The sequence below is a fragment of the Streptomyces sp. NPDC006235 genome, from assembly GCF_040613735.1.
Taxonomy (GTDB): domain Bacteria; phylum Actinomycetota; class Actinomycetes; order Streptomycetales; family Streptomycetaceae; genus Streptomyces.
This window is the reverse complement of record NZ_JBEXSR010000005.1, coordinates 295,444-309,508: the sequence shown is the minus strand read 5'-3', so window position 1 is coordinate 309,508 and position 14,065 is coordinate 295,444. Positions and strand designations below refer to the sequence as shown.

General features: G+C 72.1%; 14 protein-coding genes and 1 pseudogene. 8 read left to right on the top strand and 7 right to left on the bottom strand.

The genetic code is table 11. The features are described 5' to 3' along the window. Positions 1–60 precede the first annotated feature (60 nt). Complete coding sequence (locus tag ABZ192_RS09035) at positions 61–531, bottom strand: nuclear transport factor 2 family protein (protein WP_356923856.1); 471 nt, start codon at positions 529–531, stop codon at positions 61–63. 92 nt (positions 532–623) lie between these two features. On the opposite strand from ABZ192_RS09035, the gene ABZ192_RS09030 reads away from it, so the two are divergent. Continuing rightward, positions 624–1,073 (top strand): DUF4291 family protein, encoded by a 450-nt coding sequence (locus ABZ192_RS09030; protein ID WP_356923855.1) that lies wholly within the window; start codon positions 624–626, stop codon positions 1,071–1,073. Between the two features lie 22 nt (positions 1,074–1,095). On the opposite strand, the gene ABZ192_RS09025 is transcribed toward ABZ192_RS09030, so the two are convergent. From ABZ192_RS09025 to ABZ192_RS09015, 3 genes are all read right to left on the bottom strand, one after another. Continuing rightward, a complete protein-coding gene (locus tag ABZ192_RS09025) occupies positions 1,096–1,275 on the bottom strand; it encodes a hypothetical protein (protein ID WP_356923854.1) in 180 nt (59 codons plus the stop codon). Positions 1,276–1,372: 97 nt separating this feature from the next. Continuing rightward, on the bottom strand, positions 1,373–2,248 hold the full coding sequence (locus ABZ192_RS09020; protein ID WP_356923853.1) for an undecaprenyl-diphosphate phosphatase: 876 nt from the start codon (positions 2,246–2,248) through the stop codon (positions 1,373–1,375). A 162-nt stretch (positions 2,249–2,410) separates the two neighbouring features. Then, positions 2,411–2,881, bottom strand: a complete 471-nt coding sequence (locus ABZ192_RS09015) for a helix-turn-helix domain-containing protein (RefSeq protein WP_356923852.1) — start codon at positions 2,879–2,881, stop codon at positions 2,411–2,413. Positions 2,882–2,974: 93 nt separating this feature from the next. Here ABZ192_RS09015 and ABZ192_RS09010 point away from each other — a divergent pair, with 93 nt between their 5' ends. Further along, the gene (locus tag ABZ192_RS09010; protein ID WP_356923851.1) at positions 2,975–4,144 is read left to right on the top strand and encodes a thiolase family protein; all 1,170 of its coding nucleotides are present in this window, start codon (positions 2,975–2,977) and stop codon (positions 4,142–4,144) included. A gap of 70 nt (positions 4,145–4,214) precedes the next feature. On the opposite strand, the gene ABZ192_RS09005 is transcribed toward ABZ192_RS09010, so the two are convergent. After that, complete coding sequence (locus ABZ192_RS09005; protein WP_356923850.1) at positions 4,215–5,006, bottom strand: TVP38/TMEM64 family protein; 792 nt, start codon at positions 5,004–5,006, stop codon at positions 4,215–4,217. Positions 5,007–5,358: 352 nt separating this feature from the next. Between ABZ192_RS09005 and tuf the strand changes: the two genes are divergently transcribed. Further along, the gene (tuf, locus tag ABZ192_RS09000; RefSeq protein ID WP_356923849.1) at positions 5,359–6,528 is read left to right on the top strand and encodes an elongation factor Tu; all 1,170 of its coding nucleotides are present in this window, start codon (positions 5,359–5,361) and stop codon (positions 6,526–6,528) included. Positions 6,529–6,639: 111 nt separating this feature from the next. Next, on the top strand, positions 6,640–7,485 hold the full coding sequence (locus ABZ192_RS08995) for a fused MFS/spermidine synthase (RefSeq protein ID WP_356923848.1): 846 nt from the start codon (positions 6,640–6,642) through the stop codon (positions 7,483–7,485). Here the strand turns inward: ABZ192_RS08995 and ABZ192_RS08990 are convergent. Together ABZ192_RS08990 and ABZ192_RS08985 are read right to left on the bottom strand one after the other, a co-directional pair. Beyond that, complete coding sequence (locus ABZ192_RS08990; protein WP_356923847.1) at positions 7,447–8,760, bottom strand: MFS transporter; 1,314 nt, start codon at positions 8,758–8,760, stop codon at positions 7,447–7,449. The genes ABZ192_RS08995 and ABZ192_RS08990 overlap by 39 nt on opposite strands. Positions 8,761–8,872: 112 nt before the next feature. Then, a complete protein-coding gene (locus ABZ192_RS08985) occupies positions 8,873–9,886 on the bottom strand; it encodes a hypothetical protein (protein WP_356923846.1) in 1,014 nt (337 codons plus the stop codon). Positions 9,887–10,037: 151 nt separating this feature from the next. Between ABZ192_RS08985 and ABZ192_RS08980 the strand changes: the two genes are divergently transcribed. The 4 genes and pseudogenes from ABZ192_RS08980 to ABZ192_RS08965 form a co-directional block, all read left to right on the top strand. Continuing rightward, entirely contained in the window at positions 10,038–10,490 is a 453-nt protein-coding gene (locus tag ABZ192_RS08980; protein WP_356923845.1) for a DUF4442 domain-containing protein, read from the top strand. Between the two features lie 309 nt (positions 10,491–10,799). After that, the gene (locus tag ABZ192_RS08975; protein ID WP_356923844.1) at positions 10,800–12,647 is read left to right on the top strand and encodes an RICIN domain-containing protein; all 1,848 of its coding nucleotides are present in this window, start codon (positions 10,800–10,802) and stop codon (positions 12,645–12,647) included. Between the two features lie 133 nt (positions 12,648–12,780). Beyond that, positions 12,781–13,464 (top strand): glycoside hydrolase family 3 N-terminal domain-containing protein, encoded by a 684-nt coding sequence (locus ABZ192_RS08970; protein WP_356923843.1) that lies wholly within the window; start codon positions 12,781–12,783, stop codon positions 13,462–13,464. Then, positions 13,349–14,044: pseudogene (locus ABZ192_RS08965) on the top strand (glycoside hydrolase family 3 N-terminal domain-containing protein); the annotation flags it as partial. The gene ABZ192_RS08970 and the pseudogene ABZ192_RS08965, both read left to right, overlap by 116 nt. Positions 14,045–14,065: the final 21 nt, after the last annotated feature.

The window sequence follows — 14,065 nt, the reverse complement described above, 5'->3', positions numbered from 1 at the left end:
CCTACCCGCGGGTGCCTCCAGTGTGCGCCCTGCGGACGATCTAGAACAGAGGACGCCGGGTCAGTTGACCACAGGTGCCGTCCGCCGCTCGGGAAGGCGCCGCCACTTCTCCTGGACGACCACCTCCGTCAGCCGCCAGCCGTCGGTCGTGCGCCGCAGCGCGAAGGCGTACCGGCCGCCGCACACGAAGTCGGGCGCGGGACCTTCGGTGGCCATGGGGTTGATGTAGTCGGCCTGGACCTGGGCCGTGTCGCCGGTGTCCTGCTCCCAGACGCCGAAGCGCACCCGCCGGTTGACGATCAGGTGCTGTCGCATCGGGAAGAGCCGCATGCTCTCGGCGAGCCACGCGGCGACCGCCGTGGCTTCGCCTTCGATGCCGCCGGCCGAGCGGTAGTCCGCCCGTCCCTGGGGGACGAACAGCCCCCGGTACCCCTCCCAGTCGCCGTCGTCGACCGCCACCGCGTAGTCGGTGATCAGTCCGTCGACGGCCAGCCGGTCCCTCACGGTGGCGAGCTCCACGCGCTGCGTCATCGGCTCAGTGTTGGGCATGGGAGGGGCGGAGCCAAGGGACGCGCGGGATATTCGGTGGCCCGGGAGGGCCGCCGGGGCCCAGCCTGTCCTTCGTGAACGATCAGAACGAGCCGAACGATCAGAACGAACCGAGATTCCGGATACGCGCCCGCCACACCGAGTCCACGATCACCGTCTACCAGGCCTACCGCCCGGAGATCGGCCGCACCGCCGCCCGCCACGGGCGGTTTCCATCGTCGTGGAAGCGCGACCGCATGACGTGGATCAAGCCGTCGTTCCTGTGGATGATGTACCGCTGCGGCTGGGGCACCAAGGAGGGCCAGGAGACCGTCCTGGCGGTCGAGATCAGCAGTGAGGGCTTCCACTGGGCGCTGCGCAACGCCTGCCTGTCCCATCACGTCCCCGCCCTGCACGGCGACCGGGCGGACTGGAAGCGGCATGAGCTGGTGCGGGCGGGTCGACTCGATTCGGCCGCCGGGCTGTTGCCTGAGGAGCGGCCGTACGCCGTCGAGGACGAGGTGCTCGCGCGTCTGCGCGCCTAGGGAGTGTGGGAGGCGGGGAAGGTCAGGCCGCCTTGACGACGGCGCCGCGGATCGCGGCCGCCCACTCGACGACCAGCAGCTCGTACTCCGCGCGCTCCTCGGGCGACAGGGTGCCGCCCGTGCGCCGCCACAGCGCACGGATCTCCTCGTTGACCTCGGCGGCGGACCGCGCGGAACCAGGGGTCACGAAATCGGGGGACATGCCGACAAGCGTAGGGGCAGCCACTGACAGCCCGCTACCGGACGGCTACCCCCGCGCTATGCGGTTGGTCACGAGATGCGGGTCACAGGCCGCCGGGTCAGCCCGCCGACTCGGCCGCGTGCGGGCTCAGCGCACCCATCGACACCAGGACGATGATGAGGACGCCGAGCGCGATCCGGTACCAGACGAACGGCATGAAGCTCTTGGTCGAGATGAACTTCATGAACCACGCGATCACCGCGTAGCCGACCCCGAAGGCGATGACCGTCGCGAAGATCGTCGGGCCCCACGAGACATGGCCGCCCTCCGTGGCGTCCTTGAGCTCGAACAGGCCGGAGGCGAGCACCGCGGGGATCGCGAGCAGGAAGGAGTAGCGGGCCGCGGCCTCGCGCTTGTACCCCATGAACAGGCCGCCGCTGATGGTGGCGCCGGAGCGGGAGACGCCCGGGATGAGCGCCATGGCCTGGCAGACGCCGTAGATCAGGCCGTCCCGCACGCCCAGGTCCTCCAGCGCCTTGCGCTGCTTGGGTGCGCGGTGCTTGCCGCCGCTCTCGTCCCGTGCCGCGAGCCGGTCGGCGACGCCCAGGACGATGCCCATGCCGATCAGCATCGTCGCGGTGATCCGCAGGTCCCGGAACGGTCCCTCGATCTGGTCCTTCAGCGTCACGCCGAGCACACCGATCGGGATCGAGCCGACGATGACCAGCCAGCCCATGCGCGCGTCGGGGTCGCTGCGCAGCTCCTTGTTCGTGAGCGAGCGCGTCCACGCCGAGATGATCCGCCCGATGTCCTTGCGGAAGTAGATCAGCACGGCGGCCTCGGTGCCGATCTGGGTGATCGCCGTGAAGGCCGCGCCCGGGTCCTCCCAGCCCGAGAAGGCCGCCGTCAGCCGCAGGTGCGCGCTGGAGGAGACGGGGAGGAACTCGGTCAGCCCCTGGACGAGTCCGAGGATGAGTGATTCGAACCAAGACATGAGGTAGCGGAGTCCAAGTGCCGATCGTGGAACGGACGACGGGCGCACCGGGCCGCCGGGTGTGATGACCGGGGGATCAGATGTGCCGAGGGGGAAGCGTAGCGCCCCCGGATGTCCGCTCCGACACAGGGGTTTGGCCGGTGCTCCGCGGCCGGGGCGGGATCAGGCCACCGTCGGTCCGGTCACCGTCCAGCCGGGCGCCTGGGGGTGGGCCCTGAGATCCTCGTGACGCACCTCGTCGCCGCAGGCCCGACAGGTGACGACCGGGGTGAGCGCCCGGCCGCAGGAGTGCTCGACGACCATCGGACGGTCGTCGTCCGTCCGCAGATGACGGTCGCCCCAGGCCATGAGCGTCATCAGCACGGGCTCCAGTTCCAGCCCGGCCCGGGTGGGCCGGTACTCGAAGCGCTGCGGGCGCTCGCTGTAGAGCTGCTTGACCAGGATCCCGGCGTCGACGAGCCGGCGCAGCCGCGTGGCGAGGATGTCGCGCGGTGCGCCGATGTTGCGCACCAGCTGGTCGAAACGGCCGTTGCCCAGGCACACCTCCCGCAGTACGAGCAGCGAGTACTTCTCGCCGACCAGGGCCAGGGTGTCGGCAATGGAGCAGGGGCGCGGGTCTTTGCTGGCGGCCATGGGGCTCAGTCTAGGAGAGGGTTGGAATTTCCAACCCATCGGGCTACGGTGAGTTTGAATTTCCTACTCGCTGGTAGTCGTGGAGGCCGCACCATGCGTGACGCAGTCATCGTCGAAGCCGTACGCACCCCGATCGGCAAGGGCAAGCCCAATGGCGCCCTGGCGCACGTCCACCCGGTGGAGCTCCTCGCCCACACCCTGCGCACCCTCGTCGAACGCTCCGGCGTCGACCCGGCGCTGATCGACGACGTCATCGGCGGCACCGTCGACCAGGTCGGCGAGCAGGCCATGAACACCACCCGCTACGCCGCCCTGTCCGCGGGCTTCCCGGAGTCGGTGCCCGCGACCACCGTGGACCGCCAGTGCGGCTCCTCCCAGCAGGCCGTGCACTTCGCGGCCCAGGGTGTCCTCGCGGGCGCGTACGACCTCGTCGTGGCCTGCGGGGTCGAGTCGATGAGCCGGGTGCCGATGTGGTCGAACGTGCCCGCGGGCAAGGACCCCTTCGGCCCCGGGATCGCCGAGCGCTACCCCGAGGGACTTGTCCCGCAGGGCATCAGCGCCGAACTCATCGCCGCCAAGTGGTCGATCGGCCGCGAGCGGATGGACGAGTTCGCCGTCTCGTCGCACCACAAGGCCGCGGCGGCCTGGGACGGCGGGCTCTTCGACGCCGAGGTCGCGCCCCTGGAGGGCGTCACGCGCGACGAGTGCGTACGGCCCGGCAGCACCACCGAGATCCTCGCCGGTCTCAAGCCCGCTTACCACGACCCCGGCTTCGCCGAGCGCTTCCCGCAGATCGAGTGGAACGTCACGGCGGGCAACGCGAGCCCGATCAATGACGGTGCCTCCGCGGTGCTCATCACCTCCAGCGAGACGGCGGCCCGTCTCGGCCTGCGCCCGCTCGCCCGGCTGCACAGCTTCGCCGTCACCGGCTCCGACCCGCTGCTGATGCTCACCGGTGTCGTCCCGGCGACCGAGAAGGTGCTGCGCAGGGCGTCGCTGCGCCTCGACGACATCGACCTGTTCGAAGTCAACGAGGCGTTCGCGGCCGTCGTTTTGGCCTGGCAGCAGGAGACCGGCGCCGACCTCGCCCGGGTCAACGTGCACGGCGGCGCCATCGCGCTCGGCCATCCGCTCGGCGCGAGCGGCACCCGCCTGACGACGACGCTGGTGCACGCGATGCGCGAACGGGGCGCCCGGTACGCGCTCCAGACCATGTGCGAGGCGGGCGGGCTCGCCAACGCCATGGTGCTGGAACGGGTGTGAGCCGGGCGGGCGTCACGGGTGTGAGCCCGGCGGGTGTAACAGGAGTGAGCCCGCCGGGGGTAACGGTTCGTCAGAGCTGGCGCAGGCGGTGCCGCTTGCGCCAGGCAACCACCACGCCCGCCAGCGCGGGCAGGGCGATGCAGGCCAGGGCGATCAGGAAGGCGGGGGACGTCGGGGTGGAGGCACGGGCGCCGGCGACGACGTAGGCGGCGGTGTTCGGGATCGAGCCGAGGCCCGTCGCCAGCAGGAACGGCAGCAGGCCCATGCGGGAGACCGAGGCGCAGTAGTTCGAGGCCCAGAACGGCACACCGGGGAAGAGCCGCACCACCAGCATCGAGCGGAAGCCGTGCCGGCTGAGCTGACCGTCCGCGGCCTTCAGCCAGCGCCCCCGCAGCAGCGGCCGCAGGGCGTCCTGGCCCAGCGCCCGCCCCAGGCAGAAGGCGATCCCGGCGCCGAGCACCGTGCCCGCCAGCGCCACGCCGGTGCCCAGCTGCGAACCGAACAGCGCTCCCGCCGCGAGGTTCAGCAGCGGCCTCGGTACGAACGCCACCGTGCACACGCCGTACGCCACCGCGAACACCAGCGCCGCCATGGCGCCGCCGAGCTGCGGCGGCCAGCCCTGCGTCAGCAGCCGCTGAGGCTCGAACAGCAGCACCCCGCACGCGCCCGCGGCGAGCAGCGCGACGAGCAGGGACAGCCTCGACCACGGGGAGAGCAGAACTCTGGTGCAGCGAGCGGTGAAACCGGTGGACGGAACGGGCGAGGCGGTCGTTGCCGAGGGGACGACGACGGCGAGCTCCGCGGTGCTGGCCCGGGGAGAGGCCGTGGCGGTGCCCCCAGAGCGGGTGGTGGCATCGAGCATCCGGTGACACTAACCGACAAATGTGTGTGATCGCCGTATGGTTCGTCTCACGAGCGTCACAGGCGGCCTCCCACATCGCCGCCCGGGACCCACGGGGCGGGGGCCGAAAACCATTCGACGTGCGGTAAAGCGTCGGCAATGATCTGACGCATGTTCCGGCACGCCTTCACCCTCGCAGCATCCGTGGTCACGGATGCCCCGAAGGCTGCCGTCGTGGTTGTCACGGCCGTCGTGGACGGCGCCCGAAGCTGACCCTCTCCGGCTCGTCCGGCGGACCCCGCAAGGGGAGGGTCGGTCAGGTTCCCGGGGTCCCGCTTTCTTCTTCGCTGATCAGACGCTTCGAGGTACAGCCATGTCCAAGACGGCTTACATCCGTACGAAACCGCACCTCAACATCGGCACGATGGGTCATGTCGACCACGGCAAGACCACCCTCACGGCCGCCATCACCAAGGTCCTCGCCGAGCGCGGCACCGGCACGTTCGTGCCGTTCGACCGGATCGACCGGGCGCCCGAGGAGGCGGCGCGCGGCATCACCATCAACATCGCGCACGTCGAGTACGAGACCGACACCCGGCACTACGCGCACGTCGACATGCCGGGCCACGCCGACTACGTCAAGAACATGGTCACCGGCGCCGCGCAGCTCGACGGGGCGATCCTCGTCGTCTCCGCGCTCGACGGGATCATGCCGCAGACCGCCGAACACGTGCTGCTCGCCCGGCAGGTGGGCGTCGACCACATCGTGGTCGCCCTCAACAAGGCCGACGCGGGGGACGAGGAACTGACCGACCTGGTCGAGCTGGAGGTACGCGACCTGCTCACGGCGCACGGCTACGGCGGTGACTCCGTGCCCGTCGTACGCGTCTCGGGACTGAAGGCGCTGGAGGGGGACCCGCGCTGGACGGCCTCGATCGAGGCGCTGCTCGACGCGGTGGACACGTATGTGCCGATGCCGGAGCGGTATCTGGACGCGCCGTTCCTGCTGTCCGTGGAGAACGTGCTGACCATCACAGGGCGGGGGACCGTGGTGACCGGCGCGGTGGAGCGGGGCACGGTGCGGGTCGGGGACAAGGTCGAGGTGCTCGGGGCCGCCGTCGAGACGGTGGTCACGGGGCTGGAGACCTTCGGCAAGCCGATGCAGGAGGCGCAGGCCGGGGACAACGTGGCGCTGCTGCTGCGGGGGGTTCCCCGGGATGCCGTCCGGCGGGGGCACGTGGTGGCCGCGCCGGGGAGTGTGAAGCCGCGGCGGCGTTTCTCGGCGCAGGTGTATGTCCTGTCGGCCCGGGAGGGTGGGCGGACGACGCCCGTCTCCTCCGGGTACCGGCCGCAGTTCTACATCCGGACCGCGGATGTGGTGGGGGTGGTCGACCTCGGTGAGGTGGCGGTGGCCCGACCCGGTGACACGGTTGCCATGACCGTGGAGCTGGGGCGGGAGGTGCCGTTGGAGCCGGGGCTCGGGTTCGCCATTCGTGAGGGTGGGCGGACTGTGGGGGCCGGCACCGTGACCGTGGTGGGTTGAGGTGGTGGGGGGCTGCGGGACCGTTGGGGCTGGTCGCGCCCGCGCGGCGGAGCCGCACGTCGGCACGGCCCCGCGCCCCTTCTCGGCGTCGTCCCCCGGCACAATTGAGGGGTGAAGGACGCCATTCCCGTGACCCGCACCATCGATCACGGCACAGCCAAGCTCATGCCCGACATCGACCGGGAACGGGCCTGGCTGCTGACCGTCGACGGGGCGCCGCAGTCGTATGTCGATCTGGACGCGCCGACGCATCTGGAGTTCGAGTACGCGCGGCGGCTCGGGTATGTGCTGGACGTGGTCGCGGAGCCGGGGCAGGTGCTGGACGTGCTGCATCTCGGTGGGGGCGCGCTCACGCTGCCCCGGTACGTGGCCGCCACCCGGCCCAGGTCCCGGCAGGACGTCGTCGAGGTCGACCGGGGGCTGCTGGAGCTGGTCGCCGAGCATCTGCCGTTGCCGGAGGGGGCCCGGGTCGCGTTGCACGCGTCGGATGCGAGGAAGTGGCTGGAGAACGCCGCCACGGACTCGGCCGATGTGATCGTCGCGGACGTGTTCGGCGGCTCGCGGGTTCCGGCACATCTCACGTCTGTCGCTTATGTGCGGGAGGCCGCGCGGGTCCTGCGGGGGAGTGGGGCCTACCTCGCCAATCTCCCCGATGCGGCGCCGTTCGACTTCCTGCGGTCGCAACTCGCCACCCTGGCCACCGTCTTCGAGGAGTTGGTGCTCATCGCCGAGCCGGGGGTGCTGCGGGGGCGGCGGTTCGGGAACGCGGTGCTCGTGGCCGGGCGCGAGCCGGTCGACATCGCCGCCCTGGCCCGGCTCACGGCCGCCGACGCCTTCCCGGCCCGCGTCGAACACGGCGCCGCCCTGCGGGACTTCATCGGGGACGCCAAGGCGGTGCGGGACGAGGACGCCGTGCCGTCACCCGAGCCCCCCGACGGGGCGTTCGGCATCGGCTGACGTGTGCCCGGTGCCGCCCTGGGCCACCGGCGTGGTCTTGCGCCGCAGGTTGCGTACGTCCGGTACGCACAGCGCGGCCGCCGTGACCAGGACGACCAGGCCCGCGCAGCCCCACAGCGCGGCCGTACGCCCGAACGCCTCCTCGGCGGGGCCGGCCGCGGCCGTGGCGAGCGGCACCAGCGCGACCGAGCCGAACCAGTCGTACGCCGAGACGCGGGAGAGCTTGTCCTCGGGGATCTCCTGGTGCAGGGCCGTCATCCAGGACACGCCGAACACCTCGATCGTGGCGCCGGCGACGAACATCACCACGTAGAGGACGCCGATCGGTACGGGGACGGCGAGCGCGGCCGAGGGCAGGGCCAGGGGAAAGACGCAGAGCGTGCCGACGAGGAGCATGCGGCGGGGTTTCCAGCGGGTCATCAGCACGGCCCCGGCGACGGTGCCCGCCCCGAACGCGCCCAGGGCGAGACCCCAGGGGCCCGCGCCGCCGAGGTGGTCGCGGGCGACGAGCGGGCCGTACACCGCGTCGGCGGCGGAGACGACCGCGTTGGCGATCGAGAACTGGAGGACGACGGCCCACAGCCACGCCCGGCCGGAGAACTCCCGCCAGCCCTCCCGCAGATCGGCGAGCAGACCGCCGCCCCGTGCGCGCGGCGGGATGTGGCCGACGTCGAGGAAGGCCCGCAGTGCCCCGGCGACGGCGAAGGCCGCGGCGTCGGCCGCCAGCACCCAGCCGGGCCCGATCACGGCGACCATGGCACCGCCGACCGCGGCACCGCCCAGGGCCGCGCCCTGCATCGCCATCCGGAACACGGCGAACGCGCGGCCCGCCTGCTCCCCGGAGACCGAGGACATCAGCATGCCCTCGGCGGCCGGGCCGAAGAAGGCCTGGCCGGTGCCGCCGAGGGCGGCGAGCAGCATCATCTGCCACAGCCGGGGGTCCCCGGTCAGCACGAGGGCGGCGAAAGCGGCCTGGGAGAGGCAGTTCAGGGCGTTGGCCGCCACCATGACGCGGTGCCGGGGCAGCCGGTCCGCGACAGCCCCGCCGATCAGCAGGAACAGCACGAGGGGGAGCGTCCGGGCCGCCGCGACCAGGCCGACGTCACCGCCGTCGCCGCCCGTTTCGAGGACGGCGAACGCCGCGGCGACCAGGGCGCCCTGGCTGCCCAGGTTGGTGACGACCGCTGCGGCGGTGAGCAGGGAGTAGTTGCGTCCCGCCCAGTCGGGGCGGCGGGGGCTCCTGGCGGAGACGGTCGGGGTGGCGGGGGATGTCACCGGCCGACTATCGCCACCGGGAGCCCGTCCTGCCAAACCGTTTTGCGCGGTGTCCCGGGGGCGTGGCTATCCGGGCCCGCTCCTGCCGGGGCGGGCCCGTTCGGCATCCGCGTCAGCCTCCGGTCGGCTCGCCGTGCAGCCGGACCGTGCTGAGGATCTTCAGGATGGTCTCCTTGGGCACCTCGCCCTTGACGCCCTTGGCCCCGTAGAAATTCCACGCGACGAAGTCGCCCGCCGAGTTCTTGAAACCGAACGTCACCGCCTTGCCGTCGCTCGCGCACTTGCCCTTGTCGGGCGTGTTCTCCGACCAGGCCCAGGCGACGCTGCCCTTCACACCGGCGGCGGTGGTGTAGGGCTTGGCCTTCTTCTCGGTCTTGACGCTCTTCTTGTCCGGCTGCGTGTAGCCGCCGTACACCCACCAGGCCACCTGGTTGAGCGCGACCTCATCGGTGTTCTTGGCGCCGTCCGCGCCCTTGGTGCCGGCCCCGGCCAGGGACGAGCTCTCGGTCGTGCCGTCCTTGTTGTCGTCGCTCGTGCACCACTCGGACTTGTAGAAGGCCGGTGCCGACATGACGATGAGCGGCTTGGCGTCGTCGGACTTCTCGTCCTCGAAGCCGACGGACGACGTCGGGGAGGCGATCTCCCAGTCCGCCGGGACGTCGAAGGCCGTGCCCCACTTGGGGTTGATGACGACCTTCCAGCCCTTGACCGTGGCCTTCTCCTCCTCGCCGCCGCGGGGGTTGTCGCCCGTGGCGGGTGCGCTCGGCTCCGCGGACGGTTTCGCCGGAGCCGTGTTCTTCTTGTCTCCGCTCTTGCCGCCGTCCGCGGTGTCGTCCTTGTCGCCGCCCAGCACCAGGAAGCCGGTGACACCGGCCGCCACGACGACCGCCGCGGCCGCGATGATCGCGACCAGCTTCGTCCGGTTGCCGCCGCCACCGCCCTGCGGGGGCTGCGGCGCGCCGGCCGGGCCCGGGGCACCCCACTGCGGTTGCTGTCCATAGGGGTTGGGCTGCTGCTGATAGCCCGGCTGCTGGTACGGATTCGGCTGCTGGTAACCCGGCTGCTGATACGGGTTGTTCGCTTGCGGGTTCTGCTCGCCCCCGGGCGGCTGCTGTCCTGGCCACATGGGCAGCCACCCTAGCCGCGCTCCGGACACGGTTCGGTCACTGCCCGTGGACGGAGACGTAGCAACCCGGGAACGAGGGTCGGGCCGGACCGATGGGGCGGTCGTCACACGGGCCTGGTCACCCGTGTCTACTCGTGAGTAACATGCGGCCATGAGCGCAGACCAGATGTCCATCGGCGAGATGCTCGCCGCCACGGTGCCCATGGCCCGGACCCTGAACCTCGAGTTCCTCGAGACGACGCCGGAGCGGGCGGTGGTGTCCCTGCCCGACCAGATCGAGTACCACAACCACGTGGGCGGGCCGCACGCCGGGGCGATGTTCACGCTCGGCGAGTCCGCGAGCGGGGCCATCGTGCTGGCCGCGTTCGGGGACCAGCTCTCGCGCGCCGTGCCGCTCGCCGTCAGCGCCGAGATCTCCTACAAGAAGCTGGCCATGGGCGCGGTCACCGCGACCGCGACCCTGGGCCGTCCGGCTGCCGAGGTCGTCGCGGAACTGGACGCCGGTGAGCGTCCCGAGTTTCCGGTCGCCATCGCCATCCAGCGGGCCGATGGCGCGGTGACCGGCGAGATGACGGTCGTGTGGACGCTGCGTCCCAACGGCTGATCCGGCTGTCGTGCGAGCGGGGTCCCGGCCGAGTGCCGGGGCTCTCGCATGTCCGGTCGCGAACTCCGGCCTGTCGCCACGGTGTTTTCGAAAGCCGGTACGGATACCGCCGGTAACATATCTGAATTCCCCTCGTTTTGAACTTGCGTCATCCGCACTCCTTGTTACCTGTCAGTCGCATGTGCGAAAGTGAGCCGCCTCACAGCCGCGTCCACAGCTGACGCGGCACAGGTATGCACCAATCACGCACCTGCTTTCCGACGGACGCGCAATTCGCATGCCGTCCTGCGGCTGGAAGGAAATGGTTCAGTGCAATCCCCCTACCCCCCACGCCCGCCGTACCCGCCGCGCCCCGGAGCGGGTCCCGCGGATTCCGATCGCAATCTGCTCGCCCGGGTCGGTGATCCCGCTGAAGGCCCGCGCGCCGCCGCGCTGTTGCTCGCCCGGCACTGGCGGGCGGTGTACGAGTACGCCGTGATCTGCCTGGCCTCGTCCGAGGATTCCGCGTCGATGGCGGCCGCCGCCGCGTTCCGCAGGGAACTCGCCCGGCCGGGCGGCGGCGCCCTCCGGCCGCGGCTGCTCGCGGCCGTGCGGGACACGGTCCGGGATTGGGTCGCCGACGACGGCATTTCCGCCGTACTGCCGGAACTCCGCAAACCCGTCGGTGCCCGGGGGTTGCGTGCCGCGCGGTCCGAGACGGCTGAAAGGCGGCGGCTCGCCGAGCGCGCATTCCGGGCCCTTCCGGGGGCTTCCCAATGCCTGCTCTGGCATACGGAGGCCGAGGCGGAGCCCATATCCGTACCGGCCGGTCTGCTGGGAGTGGACGTCCGCACCGCGTCGGCCGCGCTGGAACAGGCGCGTGAGCAATTCCGGGCCGGATGCGTCCGGGCCCACCGGGAACTCGCGCCGACGCAGGAATGCCGTTTTTACAACCGTTTGCTGGACGTTCCGATGCGCCGTGGCGGGTCCCTGCTGCCAGATGTGCAACGGCATCTGATGACTTGCCGCTACTGCCGGCACGCCGCCGAACAACTCAGCCATTTCGAGGGCGGGTTGGAGGACCTGCTCGGCGAGACCGTGCTCGGCTGGGGCGCCCGCCGCTACCTCGCGACACGGCCGGGCCGGGACGGGGGCCGGGGCGCCCTGCCCGCCGGCCCGGCCGGTGGCCGTCACCGGGCGCACGCCCTCCCGGCGGGCGGCCGGCCCGGGCCGTCGAGGAGACACACGAAGGCGCTGGCCGCCGCGGTCGGGGTGACGTCCCTCGTGCTGCTCGCGACGCTGCTCGCCGCCAGAGGCTGGACGGAGGAGGGCGGCACCGTCGCTCCCCAGGCCACCTGGGGAGCGGTCAGCGGCCACTCCGTCGACCCGGAAGGCTCGGGAACCTCCTCGGCCGGCCTCCCGTCGGCCGCGTCCGCCGGACGCCCCGTCGAAGTGGGCCGCGGGCGGCTGCGCAACCTCGACGCCGGCCTGTGCCTCGGCGTCCCGGGCGGCCGGGCCCGGGCCGACGCCCGCGCCGTGCTGACCTCCTGCTCCGCCGCCGGGCCGCTGACGTGGTCGTACCAGGACGACGGCACGCTGCGCAGCGCCGCCGACCCCAGGCTCTGCCTCGGCTCCGACCCCGCGCAGCGCTCGGTCGTCCTGGCCGGCTGCCTCGTGCACGCGGGAGTCGTGCGCTACGACCTGACCGTGCGCGGCGAACTTCTGCCGCGCGGCGGCAAGGGACTGGCCCTCGCCCACGGCGCCGGCCGGAACGTCGTCGTCACCGGGCGCGACGGATCCGAGGCCCAACGCTGGGCACTGGAGACTCCCGGCGGTGACGCGGCGAAGAAGCTGGGGAAGACGGAGGAGTCGGTGAAGACGGAGGAGTCGGGGGAGCCGGGGGAGCGGCAAGGCCGGCAAGAGAGCCGCCGGGGGAAGGAACCGTACGACCACGCCCCGCGCGGGCATCGGCCGGAGCCCCCAGGGAGCAAGCAGGAACGGTACGAGACACGGTTCGCCCAGACGGACTGCTGCGACGCGGCCGCACCGGGACGGGCCTCCCGCCCGCCCGGTACCGACGTACTGGACCCGGCACCCCACACCGCCACCCTCGGTTCCGCGACAGCCGCCGTGGCGACGGCCGTGACGAAGGCCCTCCACTCCACCGCGCTCCCCTAGCGCGGGCCTCCGGGCACGGCCCCGGCGTCACCCACCGGGTCGTCCGTCGTGTCACCCGGTCGGGTGGGTCGGACCCGGCTCCCGGGGAGTGGTTCGGGTGGTCCGTCGGTGGTGTCCGGCGAGGTGACCGCCCGTGCTGCCGCATAGTGCGTTGCATGAACGGCTCCGTCCCCAGCCCCCGATACCCCGGCGGTCCGCCCTGCGTCTGCTCGGTGGAGCGATCGTCGTCGCCGCGGCGGCCACCGGTGGTCTCGCCGTGCCGTCCCGGGCCCACGCGCGGGACGGACACGGCCCGGACGCCGGAACACGACAGGGCGCCGGCGCCCGCGTCGAAGGGCTGCTCGCGCGGCTCACCCTCGACGAGAAGGTCTCCCTGCTGCACGGCGCCACCGACCCGAGCCCGCTCGGCCAGGCCGGCTACGTCCCCGGCGTGGCGCGGCTCGGCATCCCGCCGCTGCGGCTCGCCGACGGCCCGGCCGGGGTCCGTGTCACCCGGCACGCCACCGCCCTGCCCGCCCCCGTCCTGCTGGCCTCCGCCTTCGACCCCGACCTGGCCCGCCGCTACGGGCAGGTCATCGGACGGGAAGGCCGCGCCCTCGGCCAGGACGTACTGCTGTCCCCGATGGTCAACCTGATCCGCACCCCCGTACGCCGGCCGCAACTTCGAGACCTTCAGCGAGGACCCGCTGCTCTCCGCCCATCTGGTCGCCGCCGAGATCGAGGGCATCCAGGGCGAGGGACTCATCGCGACGGTCAAGCACTTCGCGCTGAACAACCAGGAGCGCGACCGCACCTCGGTCGACGTCCGGGCCGATGAGCGGACCCTGCACGAGACCGAACTGCGCGGCTTCGAAGCGGCCGTCGGCGCCGGCACCGGCGCGGTGATGGGCGCGTACAACTAGGTCAACGGCACCTTCGCCTGCGAGAACGAGGCGCTGCTCACCGGCGTCCTACGTGGGCGGTGGGGCTTCACCGGCTGGGTGATGAGCGACTGGTCCGCCGCGCACAGCACGCGCGAGGCCCTCACGGCGGGCCTCGACATGGAGATGCCCGACGGCACCCACTTCGGCACAGCACTCACCTCGGCGGTGCGGGAGGGCCGCGTGCCCGAGCGGTACGTCGACCGGGCAGTGCGGCGCGCGACCCTGAAGCCGGCCGGCGGAACCCACCGGTTGACGATCACCGCCCGGGGCGGGGACACCGGCCAGGTGTTCCGCCTGCGCCGTATCACCACCGCGACCCGGGCCCAGGACGTCGCGGAGGCCGTACGCGTCGCCCGCGCCGCCCGGGACGTCGTCCTCTTCGCCTACGAGGACGCCATCGAGGGCCAGGACCGTACGACGCTCGCCCTGCCCGGCAACCAGGAACGGCTGATCGAGGCCGTGACGGCCGCCGACCCCCGCACCACCGTCGTCCTC

Bases quoted from the DNA above. Each gene is read 5' to 3' on its own strand.
- ABZ192_RS09010 (WP_356923851.1), top strand. From the start codon at position 2,975: ATGCGTGACGCAGTCATCGTCGAAGCCGTACGCACCCCGATCGGCAAG.
- ABZ192_RS09035 (WP_356923856.1), bottom strand. From the start codon at position 531: ATGACGCAGCGCGTGGAGCTCGCCACCGTGAGGGACCGGCTGGCCGTC.
- tuf (WP_356923849.1), top strand. From the start codon at position 5,359: ATGTCCAAGACGGCTTACATCCGTACGAAACCGCACCTCAACATCGGC.
- ABZ192_RS08985 (WP_356923846.1), bottom strand. From the start codon at position 9,886: ATGTGGCCAGGACAGCAGCCGCCCGGGGGCGAGCAGAACCCGCAAGCG.
- ABZ192_RS08980 (WP_356923845.1), top strand. From the start codon at position 10,038: ATGAGCGCAGACCAGATGTCCATCGGCGAGATGCTCGCCGCCACGGTG.
- ABZ192_RS09025 (WP_356923854.1), bottom strand. From the start codon at position 1,275: ATGTCCCCCGATTTCGTGACCCCTGGTTCCGCGCGGTCCGCCGCCGAG.
- ABZ192_RS09015 (WP_356923852.1), bottom strand. From the start codon at position 2,881: ATGGCCGCCAGCAAAGACCCGCGCCCCTGCTCCATTGCCGACACCCTG.
- ABZ192_RS09020 (WP_356923853.1), bottom strand. From the start codon at position 2,248: ATGTCTTGGTTCGAATCACTCATCCTCGGACTCGTCCAGGGGCTGACC.
- ABZ192_RS09005 (WP_356923850.1), bottom strand. From the start codon at position 5,006: ATGCTCGATGCCACCACCCGCTCTGGGGGCACCGCCACGGCCTCTCCC.